13 protein-coding genes are annotated in these 17,562 nt (G+C 61.5%); 11 read left to right on the plus strand and 2 right to left on the minus strand.

The window, feature by feature from the left end:
• Positions 1–83: 83 nt before the first annotated feature.
• Entirely contained in the window at positions 84–779 is a 696-nt protein-coding gene (locus tag QRN41_RS04455) for a pirin family protein (RefSeq protein ID WP_167417199.1), read from the minus strand.
• 218 nt (positions 780–997) lie between these two features.
• On the opposite strand from QRN41_RS04455, the gene QRN41_RS04460 reads away from it, so the two are divergent.
• The gene (locus tag QRN41_RS04460; RefSeq protein ID WP_285421213.1) at positions 998–3,445 is read left to right on the plus strand and encodes a UvrD-helicase domain-containing protein; all 2,448 of its coding nucleotides are present in this window, start codon (positions 998–1,000) and stop codon (positions 3,443–3,445) included.
• 45 nt (positions 3,446–3,490) lie between these two features.
• On the opposite strand, the gene QRN41_RS04465 is transcribed toward QRN41_RS04460, so the two are convergent.
• The gene (locus tag QRN41_RS04465; RefSeq protein ID WP_034097780.1) at positions 3,491–3,763 is read right to left on the minus strand and encodes a DUF1652 domain-containing protein; all 273 of its coding nucleotides are present in this window, start codon (positions 3,761–3,763) and stop codon (positions 3,491–3,493) included.
• A 257-nt stretch (positions 3,764–4,020) separates the two neighbouring features.
• Between QRN41_RS04465 and QRN41_RS04470 the strand changes: the two genes are divergently transcribed.
• The 10 genes from QRN41_RS04470 (at position 4,021) to eprS (ending at position 17,552) form a co-directional block, all read left to right on the plus strand.
• Positions 4,021–4,830 carry a helix-turn-helix transcriptional regulator gene (locus QRN41_RS04470; RefSeq protein WP_094065666.1) on the plus strand — a complete coding sequence of 270 codons (810 nt, stop codon included), beginning with the start codon at positions 4,021–4,023 and terminating at the stop codon, positions 4,828–4,830.
• Between the two features lie 49 nt (positions 4,831–4,879).
• The gene (locus QRN41_RS04475) at positions 4,880–6,286 is read left to right on the plus strand and encodes an NAD(P)/FAD-dependent oxidoreductase (RefSeq protein ID WP_285421214.1); all 1,407 of its coding nucleotides are present in this window, start codon (positions 4,880–4,882) and stop codon (positions 6,284–6,286) included.
• 26 nt (positions 6,287–6,312) lie between these two features.
• Complete coding sequence (locus QRN41_RS04480) at positions 6,313–6,654, plus strand: cupin domain-containing protein (RefSeq protein ID WP_034138125.1); 342 nt, start codon at positions 6,313–6,315, stop codon at positions 6,652–6,654.
• 60 nt (positions 6,655–6,714) lie between these two features.
• Positions 6,715–7,794 (plus strand): polyamine ABC transporter substrate-binding protein, encoded by a 1,080-nt coding sequence (locus QRN41_RS04485; RefSeq protein ID WP_285421215.1) that lies wholly within the window; start codon positions 6,715–6,717, stop codon positions 7,792–7,794.
• Between the two features lie 427 nt (positions 7,795–8,221).
• Positions 8,222–9,655: a serralysin family metalloprotease gene (locus QRN41_RS04490; protein ID WP_034138123.1), complete on the plus strand. Its 1,434-nt coding sequence runs from the start codon at positions 8,222–8,224 to the stop codon at positions 9,653–9,655.
• A 49-nt stretch (positions 9,656–9,704) separates the two neighbouring features.
• Positions 9,705–10,076, plus strand: a complete 372-nt coding sequence (locus tag QRN41_RS04495; protein ID WP_094065669.1) for an AprI/Inh family metalloprotease inhibitor — start codon at positions 9,705–9,707, stop codon at positions 10,074–10,076.
• Between the two features lie 104 nt (positions 10,077–10,180).
• Positions 10,181–11,932 (plus strand): type I secretion system permease/ATPase, encoded by a 1,752-nt coding sequence (locus tag QRN41_RS04500; protein WP_285421216.1) that lies wholly within the window; start codon positions 10,181–10,183, stop codon positions 11,930–11,932.
• Positions 11,929–13,230 (plus strand): HlyD family type I secretion periplasmic adaptor subunit, encoded by a 1,302-nt coding sequence (locus QRN41_RS04505; RefSeq protein ID WP_285421217.1) that lies wholly within the window; start codon positions 11,929–11,931, stop codon positions 13,228–13,230. The genes QRN41_RS04500 and QRN41_RS04505 overlap by 4 nt, the downstream gene beginning before the upstream one ends.
• A 2-nt stretch (positions 13,231–13,232) precedes the next feature.
• Complete coding sequence (locus tag QRN41_RS04510; RefSeq protein WP_167417194.1) at positions 13,233–14,576, plus strand: TolC family outer membrane protein; 1,344 nt, start codon at positions 13,233–13,235, stop codon at positions 14,574–14,576.
• An 18-nt stretch (positions 14,577–14,594) separates the two neighbouring features.
• Positions 14,595–17,552, plus strand: a complete 2,958-nt coding sequence (gene eprS / locus QRN41_RS04515; RefSeq protein WP_167417193.1) for an autotransporter serine peptidase EprS — start codon at positions 14,595–14,597, stop codon at positions 17,550–17,552.
• The last annotated feature ends 10 nt before the right edge of the window (positions 17,553–17,562 follow it).

The raw sequence follows: 17,562 nt of genomic DNA on the forward strand, positions 1-17,562 counted from the left end.
CATTTCAGTCCACTGGTCCAGGGACTGACCTGCCGCCAAGGGGGGGCAGGCGTCGCCGCCGATTTTGGCTGTAAGGCGTCAGGTCAAGCCAGATCGACCAGCACGATCTCACTGTCCTCAATGGCCGTAACCCGTAACAGCTGTTCATCCTCGATCGCTACGCCATCACGGGCTTGCGCCCGTACACCATTAACCTCAATCACCCCGGTGGCTGGCACCAGATACGCTCGGCGCCGGCCCTCCAGGCGGTACTCAGCGACTTCACCGGCTTTCAGGTTCGCCGCCACCAGGCGCGCATCCGCACGAATGCGCAGGCTTTCGCTATCGCCGGCCTTGCCACTGGCCAAGGTGACGAAGCCTTCGCGCTCACCCTGTGGAAACGGCTTGGCACCCCAGGATGGGGGCAGGCCTGCTTCATTGGGGATAATCCAGATCTGGAAAATCTTGGTTGGCGTGGCTTCCAGGTTGTATTCGCTGTGGGCAATCCCCGTGCCAGCGCTCATGACCTGCACATCGCCAGCCTCGGTGCGGCCTTTATTGCCCAGGTTATCGGCGTGGCTGATGGCGCCTTCGCGTACATAAGTGATGATTTCCATATCGCGGTGCGAGTGCTGGGGAAAGCCCGTGCCCGGGGCAATAATGTCGTCGTTCCATACCCGCAGGTTGCCCCAGTGCATGCGCTTGGGGTCGTAGTAGTCGGCGAAGGAAAAGTGGTGATGGGCATCGAGCCAACCGTGGTGGGCGCCGCCCAGGGCGCTGAAAGGTCGCAGTTCAAGCATGATCGTCTCCTATGGATGGTGCCTATCATCCAGCAGCGCTTGATCGAGAAAAAGCGTAAAAAACGCTCCATTCTTATCGACTGATTCGATTGGATTGCCGCGTTTCAACTTTCACTTCATCGCCTAACTGCCTGATGGCACAGCAATTGGCTGGTACTGCGCGGCGATTCCGGCGACCATGGGCACTGCTCACATCCCAGCCCATTGCAGGAGTCCGCGTGTCGCAACAAAAGCCTGATCTGCCCCCAGAACTGCTACCCCTGGCTCAGATGCCGTTGTTCAAACGCCTGGCGGCGCGTCTGTTTGGTCATGGCCTGACCCGCCTGCGCGCCCAGCACCGGTTTTCCTGGCTGCATGGGCAAGCCGATGGTTTTCGCAGTGGGCATGAAGCGGGCGTGGAATACGGTTATCGCGAGGGCAAGGCCGATGGCATCGAGGAGGGGCGGCAAGTATTGCTGATCCGCGATTTTCGCCCGGACGCGCACACAGCTCCCGGAATAGACGACAGCCTGTTCGATGACTGGCGCCTGCCGCTGACCGCCGACATCAAGAAGCGCATCAAGGCCGACGTCGCCCGTCTCTTACCGCCCCACGCTCAACCGAGTACGGCCCAGTGGAAGATGATCTTCAGCGAGACACCCTCAACCTCGGTGATCGCCGGGGCCGGCGCGGGCAAATCCACGTCATTGGTGTTGCGTATCCTGCTGCTGACCCATTACCTGGGCTTCGAGCTCAGCTCGATGACCGTGGTGACGTTTACCCGCGAGTCACGCCAGGATTTCATTCGCAAGCTTATGGAGATTATGAGCCTGTGGGGCCAACCCCTTGATGCCAAAGAGGCACAGGCGGTGGTGCGCACGTTCCACTCGCGCATCCTGCCGATGGTGCGCAGCCTGCCGGGCTTCGAGCGTTTGCAGGCGTTCGAAAACCTCAAGGCGGGCTTCGACGATGCCGACAGCAACCCGTTCGATCTGCGTATCAACGATGCCCAGCGCCAGCACCTGAACGCCTGCTACCAGCGTCTGCATCGCCAGCATCCGCGTTTTCGCGAGTTGATCGCGCCGCTGGCGCGCCACGGGTTACAACTCAAAGAACTGGAGCGCGACCATCCGGACGTGCAAAAACGCATGGCGGTGACTGAGCTGGCCGCCCAGCGTGACGAAGAATTGTGCGATTTCATCGAGGACCTGTGGTTTCGCGTCGGGGCCTGGCCGATCAAGGGCATTGAGCCGAATCGCCAAACTGTTGAAATCAATGGCGCGCATTTCCACTGCCATGGCTACATTGCCGAATTGGACGCGTGGGTAGTACTGGGCTTCGACCCACGGGAAAACCCCCAGGTCAGCCGCCCCAATGCCAAGCTGTCAGTGCGCGCAGAGTGGGCGGTAAAGCGCACCCTGTTTCAAGCTTTCTGTCGTAAGCCGTTGATATGGCTAGATAGTTATGAGTCATCCAAGCGCATGCTCAGCTGCCTGGCCGATGATGCCAGTGCCGGGCCAGGGTTTGATTACAAGGTCAAAGGTGAGCTGACATCGGCGCCGCTGCTGGACTGTTTTGTCACGGCCGCAGGCTTTATCGAGAACCTCGGACTGGACGTGCCCAGCGCCGTAGGTCGCATGAGTTTCGCCAAGGATGATCCGGACCGCTTGTTCTTCGAAGCGTTGAGTATTTTCTGGAAGGCGTTGGAAGACCATTTGCTCGACCAGAAGCCACCGATCATGACCTACAACCGCATGTTCTCGCTGTTCGGCGAAAACACCCCAGAAAACCTCAAGCTGCTCAGCGACCCGCTGTTAAGACCGTTGTCCCACTTGATGATCGACGAATTTCAAGACGTATCACCGCAAATCGTTGGATGGATTCGCGCCAGCCTGCGGGAGATCCGCAGTCGCGGCCCGGCCATGCACGTGGGGCGCGGCGCGCAATACTCGTCGTTGCTGTGTGTGGGTGATGACTGGCAATCGATCTACGGCTGGCGGGGCAGTTCGCCCAAGTACTTTATGGCCTTCGACCAGGAATTCCCGTCACCGAGCACCACCCGGGTGATGCTGAGCGAGAATTATCGCAGCCACCAGCACATCATCGACGCAGCCGAGCACATCGTGCGTGCCGCGCCGTCGATCCCGGGTAAGAAGGCTAAGGCCAGCGGTGCGCCCAAGGCTCTGGTGCCGGTCAGTGTGCTCGAGCGTGACGATGCAGCATTGGGGCGACGCTTGCTGGAGCATTATCAGCGTGGCGAATCAGTGTTGATGCTGTATCGAAAAAGTAGCGATAAGTTATTGATTCAGGAGCATATTCAGTCTGTAGTTAATCTGGATTCTAGCTTGCCCGCTCACTCGCGTCGGCTCAAGCAACTGACCTTTCACAGTGCCAAGGGCCTGCAAGCGGACGCGGTTTTCCTGTTGGGGGATTGTCAGCACGTCACCCGCTCGCCGTATAAAAACCAGGTGTATCGCATGGCCGGCTTGGGTAAGGACGGCGACAACGAGCCCTATGACACCGCGCAAAAGGACGAGGTGCTGCGCTTGGCGTACGTCGGCATCACGCGGGCGGTCAGCCATTGCTATTGGTACGTGGAGAAGCCCGAAGGCCAGGCGGCGAATATGCCCAGGGCCTCGGAGCGGGTGGATGGCAAAAAGGCGTTTTTCGACGATCACCGTCACTGAAGGCCCTGCGGGAGGGAGCATGCCCTCCCGGTGCTGTGAATCGGTTCAGGCCTGCAACGAGAGCGGTGGCACAAAGGATTCCAACTCATCCTCCACTGCCTCGATAATCCGCTCGACATCGGCGGCGTTCATCACCGTGGCGCAGGGGATGCCGGCGATGGCGATCAGGGTTTCGCCGCTGGCGCGGTCGAACAGGCGGGCGACCATGCTGCCCGGCGCATCCATGCTGCCTTCAAAACCCATCGGATGAAAATGCCAGCGCATCAGCTGGCAGGCGTTGGGGAACGTCACTTTGTTCATGTTGCCCACCTTGTTCATTGAGCGCTTCCTTTAGCTCGCGGCAGGGGGCCAGGACCGTCACTGGTCGAGGCGTGTAGGACTTAAAAATAGCATTCGTTCGCAACGCCAATGTGACTTTTTTCGCCCCGTTCGGCGGTTGTTTGCCTTTCCCTTGACATGGATCATGCCCTGTCCAAAAGTTGGCTAAAGGCCATTATTCGGCTGCAGTGCCTGCACATTGAAGGCAGGGCGGAATTTCGGCAATCTCCACGCTTTATCCGCCCCCAGAGCCCTTTATGCCCGACATCGCCCCCGACGCCGACAGCCAGCTCACCCACGCCACGGGCGAACTGGTGCTGCGTCATCACCTTTGCTGGCGTCATCGCGACCTGGACGGAGTAATGGCCTACTACCATCCGGACATCCAATACCACGACTTTTTCCAGAACCGTGTGATCGGTTACGCAGAGCTACGTGAATACCTGCAGGCGAGCATGCCGCGCGCGGCGGACGAGGCGATCGAGCACACCGACCGCATCCGTGCCGACGGCGACACGGCGTTTATCCAGTACCGCATCACGCTGCGTGGTGGTCAGGGGCTGGTGTCCTTCCGCACCAGCGAGGCGATTACCGTGCGTGATGGGCTGATCTGGCGCGTCAATGAATACGCTTCGCTGGTGCATGAGCAACCGGCCCAAGCCCTGCGGCCCACGGTCAGCCGCCTTGGGCTGTCGCCCCAGCAACTGGGGCATATGGCCAACGACTTGCAGCAGTATTTCGACAGCAAGCAACCCTATCTCGACCCGGAACTGGACTTGCAGCGGGTGGCCAAGGAATGCGGTTACAGCCGCAACCAAATTTCCTACCTGCTCAATCAGGTGCTGGGGCAGAGCTTCTACCGCTACGTCAACCAGGCGCGACTCCAGCATTTGCTGGCCGCGCTGAACACCGCCCAGGCGCCGATCAAGGTCGACGAACTGGCCTTTGCCGCGGGCTTCAATTCCCTCTCGGCGTTCTACAGTGCCTTTCGGCAGCACACCGGCCAGTCGCCCAAGGCCTATGTCAAACAAATTTCTCTGCGTGCACGCGCGCAAGACAGCCCCTGACGCCGCCCTCTAGGATCCCGTCTATCGAAACGCGGTAGAGGGAATGGGCATGTCGGTATGGCGCAACATCAGCTTATGGATGGATCAGGTGGACGAGCCGCTGGTGGCGCGGCCATCCCTGACGCATGACCTGGATGTCGACGTGGCCATTATCGGCGCCGGTTATACCGGGTTGTGGACGGCCTATTACCTCAAGCGTCAGGCGCCGCAGCTGAACATCGCAATCATCGAGGCGCAAACCGCCGGCTTCGGCGCATCGGGCCGCAATGGTGGCTGGTTGATGGGCAACCTGTTGGGCGAAGACCGTCTGCTGGCCGGGCTGTCTGCTGAGCAGCGCCGTGCTTCCTTTGATTTGCTGCACGGCATCCCCGACGAGGTGGCCCAGGTACTGGCCCGCGAAGGCATCGACTGCGACTACCGCAAGGGCGGCGCGCTGTATTGCGCTGCACGTTACCCCGAGCAGGAAACCAGCCTGCGCCGCTATCTGGACAAACTCTACGCCCAGGGCCTGACCGAAGCCGACTATCGCTGGCTGAGCCCGCAGCAACTGGCCGCGCAACTTCGCATCGCCAAACCTTATGGCGCGATCTACGCCCCCCATGTGGCGACCATCCAACCGGCCAGGCTAGTGCGCGGCCTGGCGCGGGTGGTCGAAGGCATGGGGGTCACCCTTTATGAAAACAGCCCCGTCACCCATTGGCAGTCCGGCAGCCTGCGCACTGATAAGGCCAGCGTACGCGCCACCTGGGTGGTGCCGGCTGTGGAGGGCTATGCCAACACCTTGCCACCTCTGGGCCGTTACCAACTGCCGGTGCAAAGTTTGATCGTCGCCACCGAGCCGCTGCCGAACAGCACTTGGGATGAGATCGGCCTCAGCCAAGGCCAAGCGTTCGGTGAGAGCAGCCGCCAAGTCACCTACGGCCAGCGCTCGGCCGATAACCGTTTGGTGTTCGGTGCGCGGGGCGGCTACCAGTTCGCCGGGAAGCTGCGCCATGACTTCGATTTGACCGACAGCGAAGTGCAACTGCGTCGCTACCTGTTTGGCGGACTCTTCCCACAGCTCAAGAACGTACGGATTACCCATTCCTGGGGCGGCAACCTGGGCATGTCGCGACATTTCCGACCGCACATGCTGTGTGATCAGCGCGCCGGTATTGCGCTATCCGGCGGCTACGGCGGGGAGGGTGTCGGTGCCACCAACCTGGGCGGGCGCACCTTGGCCGACCTGATTCTGGGCCGTGACACGCCGCTGACTCACCAACCCTGGGTGATCCGCGAGGGTGGTCTGGACGCCCTCAAGGCCTGGGAGCCCGAGCCGTGTCGCTGGCTGGGTTACAACGCGATCATCCGCAGTTTTGTCCATGAAGACCAGGTGTTGGCCAACCCCAACACCGCGCCCTGGCGGCGCAAGCTCGCCACGGGCGTGGCGGGGTTCATGGAAGGTTTTATGCACTAAGTCGTTTCATACACACGGGAGCCCCCATGAGCATCACTCAGTTCAAAGACGCGCTGAATGCGCATTTGCCGGATTCGTCCCCGGTCGCCGTGCCCTTGGGCGAGCCGATCGCGGTGGCGTCCACCTTGAGCGTCGAGCGCAACGACGGCGTCGAGACGGGCATCTGGCAATGCTCCCCTGGCCGCTGGCGGCGCCAGATCCGCGCCCAGGAGTTTTGCCACTTTATACAGGGCCGCTGCACCTTCACCCCCGACAACGGTGAAACCCTGCACATCCAAGCCGGCGATGCACTGATGTTGCCGGCCAACAGCACCGGAATCTGGGACATCCAGGAAACGGTGCGCAAGACCTACGTCTTGATGCTGTAACGCTTTGATCCTTGATCGCCTGCCATAACAACAGCCCTAAAACCGCCAGGAAATCGAACCATGAAAGCCATTGCCCTGTTGCCCTTGATGTGGGTGGCCTGCGTCAGCCAGGCCGCCGAAACGGTGAAAATCTACAACTGGTCGGACTACATCGCGCCGGACACCACCAAAAACTTCCAGAAAGAGACCGGCATCGGTTTTACCTACGACGTCTACGACAGCAACGAAACCCTGGATGGCAAGCTGATGACCGGTAAATCCGGGTATGACGTGGTGTTTCCATCCAACCACTTTATGGCCCGGCAGATCCAGGGCGGTGCGCTGAAAAAACTCGATAAGAGCCAGTTGCCCAACTGGAAAAACCTCAACCCGGTGCTGCTCAAGGCCCTGGAAACCAACGACCCCGGCAATGCCCATGGCTTCCCGTACCTGTGGGGCAGTACCGGTATCGGTTACAACATCGACAAGGTCAAAGCCGTGCTGGGAGACAATGCCCCGGTGGATTCCTGGGACTTGATCTTCAAACCCGAAAACATGGCCAAATTGCAGAAATGCGGCGTGGCGATCCTCGACAACGGCCCGGAACTGCTGCCGGCGGCGCTCAACTACCTGGGCTTGCCGCACCACAGTAAAAAGCCTGAGGACTACAAAAAGGCCGAAGCCCTCCTGATGAAAGTGCGCCCTTACGTGGCCTACTTTCACTCCTCGAAATACACCGCCGACCTGGCCAATGGCGATATCTGCGTGGCCGTCGGTTTCTCCGGCGACATCCTGCAGGCCGAAAGCCGCGCCAAAGAAGCCAAGAACGGGGTGAATATCGGCTACAACATCCCCAAGGAAGGCGCCGCGATCTGGTTCGACATGGTCGCCATGCCCGCCGACGCCCCCAACGAAACGGCCGGCTACGCGTTTATGAACTACCTGCTGCGCCCGGAGGTGATGGCCAGCATCACCAACTACGTGCACTACGCCAACGGCAATCAGGCGGCGGATAGCCTGGTGGACCCGGCCATCAAGGCCGATACCAAGGTTTACCCAAGCCCGGACATGATGGGCAAGTTATTCGCCCTTGAAGCGATGCCGCTGAATATCGACCGTGTTCGTACGCGGGTGTGGAACACCATTCGCACCGGGCGCTGAGCCACTGTGGAGCGGGAAATCCCGCTCACCACAAGTACTCTTCTGCTTATGTCCCGGTATTGGGGGACAAGCGGGTTAATACATTTAAGTAGTGGCGGTTTAATGTTGCCAATGACACCGTGACAATATAATCGCCAGCCTCTTGTGTGACGCTGTTCAAATTGAGCAGCGTTAAGGTTATTTAATATTTAAATAGGAGCGCTGTGTTTTTTGTCGGACGACAACCACCACACCCAATGAATACGGCCTGAGACTTCCAAGTGTTGTTTGCGTTGCACTTATTAAGCCGGCAAATAGATGTAGACGGAAGATTTCAAGTTGTGTCAGTTTTCTTACGCCTTCAAAAGAGGCGAGTGATAGGACGATCTCGCCAGCGGGGTTCCTATCGACCAAAGACTGATGCACTTGCAAACAAGGAAGTACGTTTATGTCAAAAGTAAAAGACAAAGCTATCGTGTCACTGGCGCAAGCCAGCACCGCTTACTCGCAAATCGATAGCTTCAGCCATCTGTATGACCGTGGCGGCAACCTCACGGTCAATGGCAAACCGTCCTACACCGTCGATCAGGCAGCCACCCAGCTGCTGCGCGACGGTGCCGCGTATCGGGACTTCGACGGTAACGGCAAGATCGATCTGACCTACACCTTCCTGACCTCGGCCTCTTCGAGCACCATGAACAAACATGGCATCTCGGGGTTCAGCCAGTTCAACGCGCAGCAGAAAGCACAGGCCGTACTGGCCATGCAATCCTGGGCGGATGTGGCCAATGTCACCTTCACCGAGAAAGCCAGCGGCGGTGATGCCCACATGACCTTCGGCAACTACAGCGGTGGCCAGGACGGCGCGGCGGCCTTCGCCTACCTGCCCGGCACCGGCGCAGGTTACGACGGCACCTCGTGGTACCTGACCAACAGCAGCTACACGCCGAACAAAACCCCGGACCTGAACAACTATGGCCGGCAGACCCTGACCCACGAAATCGGCCACACCCTGGGCCTGGCTCACCCTGGCGACTACAACGCCGGGAATGGCAACCCGACCTACAACGACGCGTCCTATGGACAGGACACGCGTGGCTACAGCGTCATGAGTTACTGGAGCGAAAGCAACACCAACCAGAACTTCAGCAAAGGCGGCGTGGAAGCCTACGCCTCCGGCCCGCTGATCGACGACATCGCCGCGATCCAGAAGCTCTACGGTGCCAACTACAACACCCGTGCCGGCGACACCACCTACGGGTTCAACTCCAACACCGGGCGTGATTTCCTCAGCGCCACCTCCAACGCCGACAAACTGGTGTTCTCGGTGTGGGACGGTGGCGGCAACGACACCCTGGACTTCTCCGGTTTTACCCAGAACCAGAAAATCAACCTCAATGAAACCTCGTTCTCCGACGTGGGCGGCTTGGTGGGCAACGTGTCCATCGCCAAGGGCGTGACCGTGGAAAACGCGTTCGGTGGCGCGGGTAACGACCTGATCATCGGCAATAACGCGGCCAATATCATCAAAGGCGGGGCCGGCAACGACCTGATCTACGGTGGTGGCGGGGCGGATCAGCTATGGGGCGGTGCGGGCAGCGACACCTTTGTGTTCGGTGCCAGTTCCGATTCCAAGCCCGGTGCGGCGGACAAAATCTTTGACTTCACCTCCGGTGCGGACAAGATCGACCTCAGCGGCATCACCAAAGGCGCGGGCCTGACCTTCGTCAATGCGTTCACCGGGCATGCCGGCGACGCCGTGTTGAGCTACGCCTCAGGCACCAACCTGGGTACTCTGGCGGTCGACTTCTCCGGGCACGGCGTGGCGGATTTCCTCGTCACCACCGTTGGCCAGGCAGCGGTCAGCGACATCGTGGCGTGATGCACGGGCGCGGCGTTCCGGCGCCGCGCCTCCAGGATGGAGCATAAAGATGCAGCGTTTTTCCCTATTTTTAGTCGCCTGCGTGGTGCAGGCGACGTGCGTATCGGCAGGAGCCCACGCCATGGCGAGCAGTCTTGTTTTACCTTCCAGCGCCCAGCTGGCCGGGCATTGGCAGATGCAGCAACAGGATCAGGTATGCGCCCTGGACTTGATCGAACAGGCCAACGCCTTGAGCGGCGATGTTGACTGTGTGGCGCAATGGTTGGGCGATAAGCCCTTGAGCTGGTCGCCGACCCCGGACGGGATCTGGCTGATGAACGCCGAAGGCACGGGCATCACTCACCTGAACCGGCAGAAAGAAGGCGAGTATCAGGCTAAGACAGCAACCGGCGCGGTAGTGAGACTGCACCGTAAAACTTAGTTGCAGTTATAACGCTATAACCCGTACTTATTAGTTGGCCGCTCCTTATATAAGGGGTTGGGGCAACTATTGCGTGTCGTTTGGTTCAAGGAAGAGCAGAAGATATGGCAAAGCCCCATGCCGTCGCGCCGTTATTCAAAGCGCTGGGTGAATACAAGAGCATTCTGATCAGCATCGGCTGTTTTACCGCGTTGATTAATCTGCTGATGCTGGTGCCGTCGATTTATATGCTTCAAGTGTATGACCGGGTGCTGTCCTCCCAGAATGAAACCACTCTGGTGATGTTGACGCTGATGGTCGTCGGCTTCTTCGCGTTTATTGGCACCCTGGAAGTCATCCGCAGTTTTATCGTGATCCGCATCGGCAGCCAGTTAGAGCGGCGTTTCAACTTACGCGTGTATAAAGCTGCGTTCGAACGCAACTTGCAACGTGGCCAGGGGCATGCCGGGCAATCCCTGGGGGATTTGACCCATATCCGCCAGTTCATCACCGGGCCGGCGCTGTTCGCGTTTTTCGATGCACCGTGGTTTCCCATCTACTTGTTTGTGATTTTCCTGTTCAACGTGTGGCTGGGCGTGCTGGCCAGTGCCGGCGCGTTGCTGCTGATCGGCCTGGCGTGCCTGAACGAATACCTGACCAAAAAACCTTTGGGTGAGGCCAGCGGTTACTCGCAGCAGTCGACCCAACTGGCGACCAGCCATTTGCACAACGCCGAAACCATCCAGGCCATGGGCATGCTCGGCGCGCTACGCCAACGCTGGTTTGCTGTGCACTCGCAATTCCTGGGCCTGCAAAACAGCGCCAGCGACACCGGTTCGGTAATCACCTCCCTGAGTAAATCCCTGCGTCTGTGCCTGCAATCCTTGGTGCTGGGCTTGGGGGCGTTACTGGTAATCCGTGGCGACATGACCGCCGGCATGATGATTGCCGGTTCCATCCTCATGGGCCGGGTGCTCAGCCCCATCGACCAGTTGATTGCGGTATGGAAGCAATGGAGTTCGGCCAAGCTGGCGTATCAGCGCCTGGACGCATTGCTGCGCGAATTCCCCCCTGAGGTCGAGCAGATGGCCTTGCCGGCGCCCAAGGGCCAGGTGAGTTTCGAGCAGGTCAGCGCCGGCCCGCCGGGTCAGCGCAATGCAATCTTGCATCACGTCAGTTTCACCCTCGGTGCCGGCGAAGTGCTGGGGGTGCTGGGTGCTTCGGGTTCCGGCAAATCGACCCTGGCCCGCGTGCTGGTGGGCGTGTGGCCGACCCTGGCCGGCACGGTGCGCCTGGACGGTGCGGATATCCACCGCTGGGACCGCGACGACCTCGGCCCGCATATCGGCTACTTACCCCAGGATATCGAGCTGTTCAGCGGCAGCATTGCCGACAACATCGCGCGCTTTCGCGAGGCCGACCCCGAACAAGTGGTGCACGCCGCGCAGCAAGCCGGTGTGCATGAGTTGATCCTGCGCTTGCCCCAGGGCTACGACACGATACTGGGAGACAACGGCGGCGGCCTGTCCGGTGGGCAAAAGCAACGTGTGGCCCTGGCCCGTGCCTTGTACGGCGCACCGCGCTTGATCGTGCTGGACGAGCCCAACTCCAACCTCGACACCGTCGGCGAAGCGGCACTGGCCAGTGCCATCGTGCAGATGAAGGCCCAGGGCAGCAGCGTGGTGCTGGTCACCCATCGCTCATCGGTGCTGGCCCAGGCCGACAAATTGCTGGTGCTTAACGAAGGGCGCTTGCAAGCCTTTGGGCCGAGCCAGGACGTGCTGCGCGCATTGTCCGGCCAACAGGAAGCGCCGAAGGAAAAACCCGGCGTGAGTTTCAGTCGTCAGTACCAGGCCGGAAGGAATCCAGGCGCATGAGCAGTATCACTCTTGAACAACGCGACGCCGGTTTCTTTGTGCGTATGGGCTGGCTGCTGACGGTGGTCGGCGCGGGCGGTTTCTTCCTGTGGGCCAGCCTGGCGCCGCTGGATCAGGGCATTCCGGTGCAGGGTACGGTAGTGGTGTCCGGCAAGCGCAAAGCCGTGCAAACCCTCAGCCCTGGTGTGGTCAGCCGCATCCTGGTGCGCGAAGGCGAGGTGGTCAAACAAGGCCAGCCGCTGTTCCGCCTCGACCAAACCCAAAGCCAGGCCGATGTGCACTCGCTGCAAGCCCAATACCGCATGGCCTGGGCCAGTGTGGCGCGTTGGCAGAGCGAGCGGGATAACCAGAGCAGCGTGGCATTCCCCGCCGAACTGAGCGCCAACCCCGACCCGGCCCTGGCGCTGGTGCTGGAAGGTCAGCGCCAACTGTTCAGCAGCCGTCGCGAAGCGTTTGCCCGCGAACAAGCCGGCATCCGCGCCAATATCGACGGTGCCGTGGCGCAACTGGGTGGCATGCGCCGCGCGCGCAGCGACCTGACCGCCCAGGCTCAGTCCCTGCGCGAACAACTGAGCAACCTGCAACCCCTGGCCGACAACGGCTACATCCCGCGCAACCGCTTGATGGAGTACCAGCGTCAGCTGTCCCAAGTGCAACAGGATCTGGCGCAGAACAGCGGCGAAAGCGGCCGGGTGGAGCAGGGCATTGTCGAGTCGCGCCTCAAGCTGCAACAGCACCGCGAGGAATATCAGAAGGAAGTGCGTAGCCAACTGGCCGATGCGCAGTTGCGCAGCCTCACCCTGGAACAGCAACTGGCCTCCGCCGGTTTCGACCTGCAACACAGCGAAATAACCGCGCCGGCCGATGGCATCGCGGTCAACCTGGGCGTGCATACCGAAGGCGCCGTGGTGCGCGCCGGCGAAACCCTGCTGGAAATCGTGCCCCAGGGCACGCGCCTGGAAGTGGAAGGGCATCTGCCGGTGCACCTGGTGGATAAGGTCGGCACCCATTTACCGGTCGATATTCTGTTCACCGCCTTCAATCAGAGCCGTACACCCCGGGTGCCGGGGGAGGTCAGCCTGGTCTCCGCCGACCAGATGCTCGATGAAAAAACCGGCGCACCTTATTACGTGCTGCGCACGCGTGTGAGCGACGCGGCGCTGGAAAAACTCCACGGTCTGGTGATCAAACCGGGCATGCCCGCGGAGATGTTTGTGCGCACCGGCGAGCGCTCATTGCTCAATTACCTGTTCAAGCCCTTGCTGGATCGTGCCGGCTCGGCGTTGACCGAGGAATGAGCATGAGAACCCTGTTCTTCGCCTTGCTGCTCACCTGCGCCAACGCCCAGGCGGCCATGGGCCCGTTCGATGTGTACGAGCAGGCCCTGCGCAACGACCCGGTGTTCCTCGGCGCCATCAAGGAGCGCGACGCCGGCCTGGAAAACCGCACCATTGGCCGCGCCGGGCTGCTGCCACGGCTGTCCTACAACTACAACAAGGGGCGCAACAACTCCCAGGCCACCTTGCCTGACGGCCGTGGCGGCAATTATCACGACGACCGCAACTACAACAGCTACGGCTCCACTTTTAGCCTGCAACAGCCGTTGTTCGACTACGAGGCTTACGCCAACTACCGCAAAGGCGTGGCTCAGGCGCTGTTCGCCGATGAAAGCTTTCGCGACAAGAGCCAGGCCTTGCTGGTGCGGGTGCTGACCTATTACACCCAGGCGCTGTTCGCCCAGGACCAGATCGACATCGCGCGGGCCAAGAAAAAAGCCTTTGAGCAGCAATTCCAGCAGAACCGGCACCTGTTCCAGCAAGGCGAGGGCACCCGCACCGATATCCTGGAAGCCGAATCGCGCTATGAGCTGGCTACCGCCGAGGAGATCCAGGCCCTGGATGAGCAGGACGCCTCACTGCGCGAACTGGGCGCGTTGATCGGCGTGCCGAGCGTCGACATCCATGACCTGGCGCCGCTGAATCAAGGGTTCACCGCCTTCACCCTGACCCCGGCCAATTACGACACCTGGCATGAGCTGGCGATCAGCAATAACCCGGTGTTGGCGTCCCAGCGCCAGGCCCTGGAAGTGGCGCGTTACGAAGTGGAGCGCAACCGCGCCGGGCACTTGCCCAAGATCACGGCCTATGCCAGTTCGCGCCAGCAAGAGTCCGACAGCGGCAACACCTACAACCAGCGCTACGACACCAACACCATCGGCGTGGAAGTCAGCGTGCCGCTGTATGCCGGCGGCGGCGTGTCGGCGTCCACGCGCCAGGCCAGCCGCGCCATGGAACAGGCCGAATACGAGCTGGAAGGCAAGACCCGCGAAACCCTGATCGAACTGCGGCGCCAGTTCAGCGCGTGCCTGTCAGGGGTGAGCAAGCTGCGCGCCTACCAGAAGGCCCTGGCGTCGGCCGAAGCCCTGGTGGTGTCGACCCAGCAAAGCATCCTCGGTGGCGAGCGGGTCAACCTCGACGCGCTGAACGCCGAGCAGCAGCTCTACAGCACCCGCCGCGACCTGGCCCAGGCGCGCTACGACTACCTCATGGCCTGGACCAAATTGCATTACTACGCGGGCAACTTGCGTGATACCGACCTGGCCAAAGTCGACGAGGCCTTCGGCCCGGTGAACCCACGCCCATAACAATAAGGACACCGTTTGATGAGCTCTGACTCCTTGCGTTTCAAACCCTTCACCGCCGGTTCGCTGTTGCTATTGTCCATGACGGCCCAGGCGCAGTACCTGGAGGCCGGCCAGCCCGGTAACCCGGCCAGTTGGCGCTCGGCCGAGTACCTGAGCGACTGGGGCCTGGACCGCCTGCACGCCAACGAAGCCTACGCCGCCGGTATCGATGGCACAGGGGTCCGGATCGGCGCGCTGGACTCGGGCTTCGATGCCAACCACCCGGAAGCTGACAAAGCCCGATTCCATCCGGTCACCGCCACCGGCACTTACGTGGATGGCACTCCGTTTAACACCACTGGCGCGCTGAACCCCAACAACGACTCCCATGGCACCCACGTCACTGGCACTCTGGGCGCGGCGCGCGATGGCGTGGGCATGCACGGTGTGGCCTACAACGCCCAGATTTATGTGGGCAACACCAACGCCAACGACAGTTTCCTGTTCGGCCCGACCCCTGACCCCAAGTACTTCAAGGCGGTGTACAGCGCTCTGGTGGATTCCGGCGTGCGCGCGATCAACAACAGCTGGGGCAGCCAGCCCAAGGATGTCAGCTACCAGACCCTCGGCGACCTTCACGCCGCCTACGCCCAGCACTACAACCGCAGCACTTGGCTGGATGCAGCCGCAGACGTAGCCAAGGCCGGCGTGATCAATGTGTTCAGCGCCGGCAACAGTGGTTATGCGAACGCCAGCGTGCGCTCGGCGCTGCCGTATTTTCAGCCGGAGTTGGAGGGGCATTGGTTGGCCGTCTCGGGGCTGGATAAAGCCAATAACCAGAAATACAACAAGTGCGGAATCGCCAAGTACTGGTGTATTTCCACGCCGGGTGCGCTGATCAACAGCACCATTCCCGACGGTGGCTACGGGGTCAAATCCGGTACATCGATGTCGGCGCCCCATGCCACCGGCGCCCTGGCGCTGGTGATGCAACGCTACCCCTACATGACCAATGAACAGGCGTTGCAGGTGCTATTGACCACCGCCACCCAGCTCGACGGCTCGATCACCCAGGCGCCCAACACCACGGTTGGCTGGGGCGTCCCCGACCTCGGCCGGGCGATGCACGGGCCGGGGCAATTGCTGGGGGCGATGAACGTCAACCTGGCGGCCGGGCAGGCCGATGTGTGGAGCAATGACATCAGCGACCAGGCGCTGCTCCAGCGCCAGGCCGAGGACCGCGCCGAACACGCCGCCTGGCAGCAGACCCTGATCGATAAAGGCTGGCAGAACGGCGTCAGCGCCAATGCCAGCCAGCAGGACCAGACCGACTATGGGGTCGGCAACGCCCGCGACCAGGCTGCCGCGACGCGTGTCTATGAAGGCAGCCTGATCAAATCCGGCGCCGGCAGCCTGGTGCTCAACGGCGACAGCACCTATCGCGGCGCGACCACCGTCAACGGCGGCCTGCTGGCGGTAAACGGCACATTGACCTCGGCCGTGAGCGTCAACGACAGCGGTACCCTTGGCGGCTCGGGGCGTATTGGCGCGCTGACGGTTAATCGCGGAGGCCGGGTGGCGCCGGGCAACTCCGTGGGGACCCTGCAAGTGGCCGGTGATGTGACGCTGGGCGCAGGCTCCACCTATGCCGTGGAGCTGACCCCCAGCAGCAGCGACCGCATCGTGGCGGGCGGCAAGGCGCTGCTCGACGGCGGCACGCTGACCCTGGCCCTGGAAAATAGTCCGACCTTGCTCAGCGGCGCACAGGCGCAGAGTCTGGTCGGTCGCCAGTACAGCATCCTCCAGGCCGCTGGCGGTATTGAAGGCCAGTTCGGTCAGGTGCTGCCCAACTACCTGTTCCTCGGTGGCAGCCTCGATTACGCCGCCGGCGGTGTGCAGTTGCAAGTGGTGCGCAACGACGCCCGTTTCGCCAGCGTCGGCGCCACGCGTAACCAACGCAACGTGGCCACCGCCGCCGAGCAACTGGGCGCGGGTAACCCGGTGTACGAAAGCATGGTGCGCAGCGAGTCTCTGGCCGCCGCGCAACAGGGGCTACAGCAGTTGTCGGGGGAGATCTACCCGGGGATCGGCGCGATGCTGATCAACGACAGCCTGCAATTGCGCGATGCGGTGGGCGAACGGCTGCGCCATGTACCCACCAGCGGCGAGCGCAACCTGTGGCTGAAGGCGCTGGGTGCCTGGGGCAAGACCGATGCGCGCAGCGAAACGGCGGGTGCCACTACCTCCCTTGGTGGCGTGCTGGCCGGTGTGGACGGCGCACTGGACGAGCAGACCCGTGTCGGCTTGGTCGCCGGCTACAGCGACAGTTCCCTGAGCCTGGGTAGCGGCACGCACTCATCGGCTTCCATCGACAGCTACCACGTTGGCGCCTATATCGGGCGGGAGTGGGGCAACTGGCGCATGACCGGCGGCGCTGCCTACAGCTGGCATCGCGGCGATGTGAAGCGCGACCTGCAATACGGCGACGTCAGCGGCAAACAGAAAGCCAAGCTGGAGGCGCGCACGGCCCAGCTGTTCACCGAAGCGGCGTATCGCATTCAACTGCAACCGCTGGCGCTGGAACCGTTCGCCAACCTGGCCTATGTGCACCTGGACAGCGATGGCTGGCACGAAAAAGGCGACGCCGCCGCCCTGCACCGCGGCAGCGACCGTCGCGACGCGGTACTCAGCACCCTGGGCGCACGCGTGTTGAAAACCGTCGCGCTCAATGACCACCAGCAGTTGGAACTCTCCGGTTCGCTGGGCTGGCAGCACAGCCTTACCGCCGTCGAATCCGAAGAGCACCTGGGGTTTGTCGCCGGCGGGCCTTCGTTCGCCGTGCGCAGTTCGCCGCTGTTGCGCGATGCCGCACTGGTAGGTGTGCAGGCCAGCCTGGCGCTGAGTGCATCGACGCGGGTCAACCTGGATTACCACGGCCAACTGGCTGGGCGTGAAAACACCCAAGGCGTGGGCCTGAGTTTGAACTGGCAGTTCTGAAGCGATCTAC

Source organism: Pseudomonas sp. efr-133-TYG-23, assembly GCF_030209215.1.
GTDB lineage: Bacteria > Pseudomonadota > Gammaproteobacteria > Pseudomonadales > Pseudomonadaceae > Aquipseudomonas > Aquipseudomonas rhodesiae.

What these genes read in the sequence shown, in the direction of transcription:
- QRN41_RS04485 (WP_285421215.1), top strand. Translation starts at nt 6,715, where the DNA reads ATGAAAGCCATTGCCCTGTTGCCCTTGATGTGGGTGGCCTGCGTCAGC.
- QRN41_RS04480 (WP_034138125.1), top strand. Translation starts at nt 6,313, where the DNA reads ATGAGCATCACTCAGTTCAAAGACGCGCTGAATGCGCATTTGCCGGAT.
- eprS (WP_167417193.1), top strand. Translation starts at nt 14,595, where the DNA reads ATGAGCTCTGACTCCTTGCGTTTCAAACCCTTCACCGCCGGTTCGCTG.
- QRN41_RS04475 (WP_285421214.1), top strand. Translation starts at nt 4,880, where the DNA reads ATGTCGGTATGGCGCAACATCAGCTTATGGATGGATCAGGTGGACGAG.
- QRN41_RS04495 (WP_094065669.1), top strand. Translation starts at nt 9,705, where the DNA reads ATGCAGCGTTTTTCCCTATTTTTAGTCGCCTGCGTGGTGCAGGCGACG.
- QRN41_RS04455 (WP_167417199.1), bottom strand. Translation starts at nt 779, where the DNA reads ATGCTTGAACTGCGACCTTTCAGCGCCCTGGGCGGCGCCCACCACGGT.
- QRN41_RS04490 (WP_034138123.1), top strand. Translation starts at nt 8,222, where the DNA reads ATGTCAAAAGTAAAAGACAAAGCTATCGTGTCACTGGCGCAAGCCAGC.
- QRN41_RS04510 (WP_167417194.1), top strand. Translation starts at nt 13,233, where the DNA reads ATGAGAACCCTGTTCTTCGCCTTGCTGCTCACCTGCGCCAACGCCCAG.
- QRN41_RS04505 (WP_285421217.1), top strand. Translation starts at nt 11,929, where the DNA reads ATGAGCAGTATCACTCTTGAACAACGCGACGCCGGTTTCTTTGTGCGT.
- QRN41_RS04500 (WP_285421216.1), top strand. Translation starts at nt 10,181, where the DNA reads ATGGCAAAGCCCCATGCCGTCGCGCCGTTATTCAAAGCGCTGGGTGAA.
- QRN41_RS04465 (WP_034097780.1), bottom strand. Translation starts at nt 3,763, where the DNA reads ATGAACAAGGTGGGCAACATGAACAAAGTGACGTTCCCCAACGCCTGC.
- QRN41_RS04470 (WP_094065666.1), top strand. Translation starts at nt 4,021, where the DNA reads ATGCCCGACATCGCCCCCGACGCCGACAGCCAGCTCACCCACGCCACG.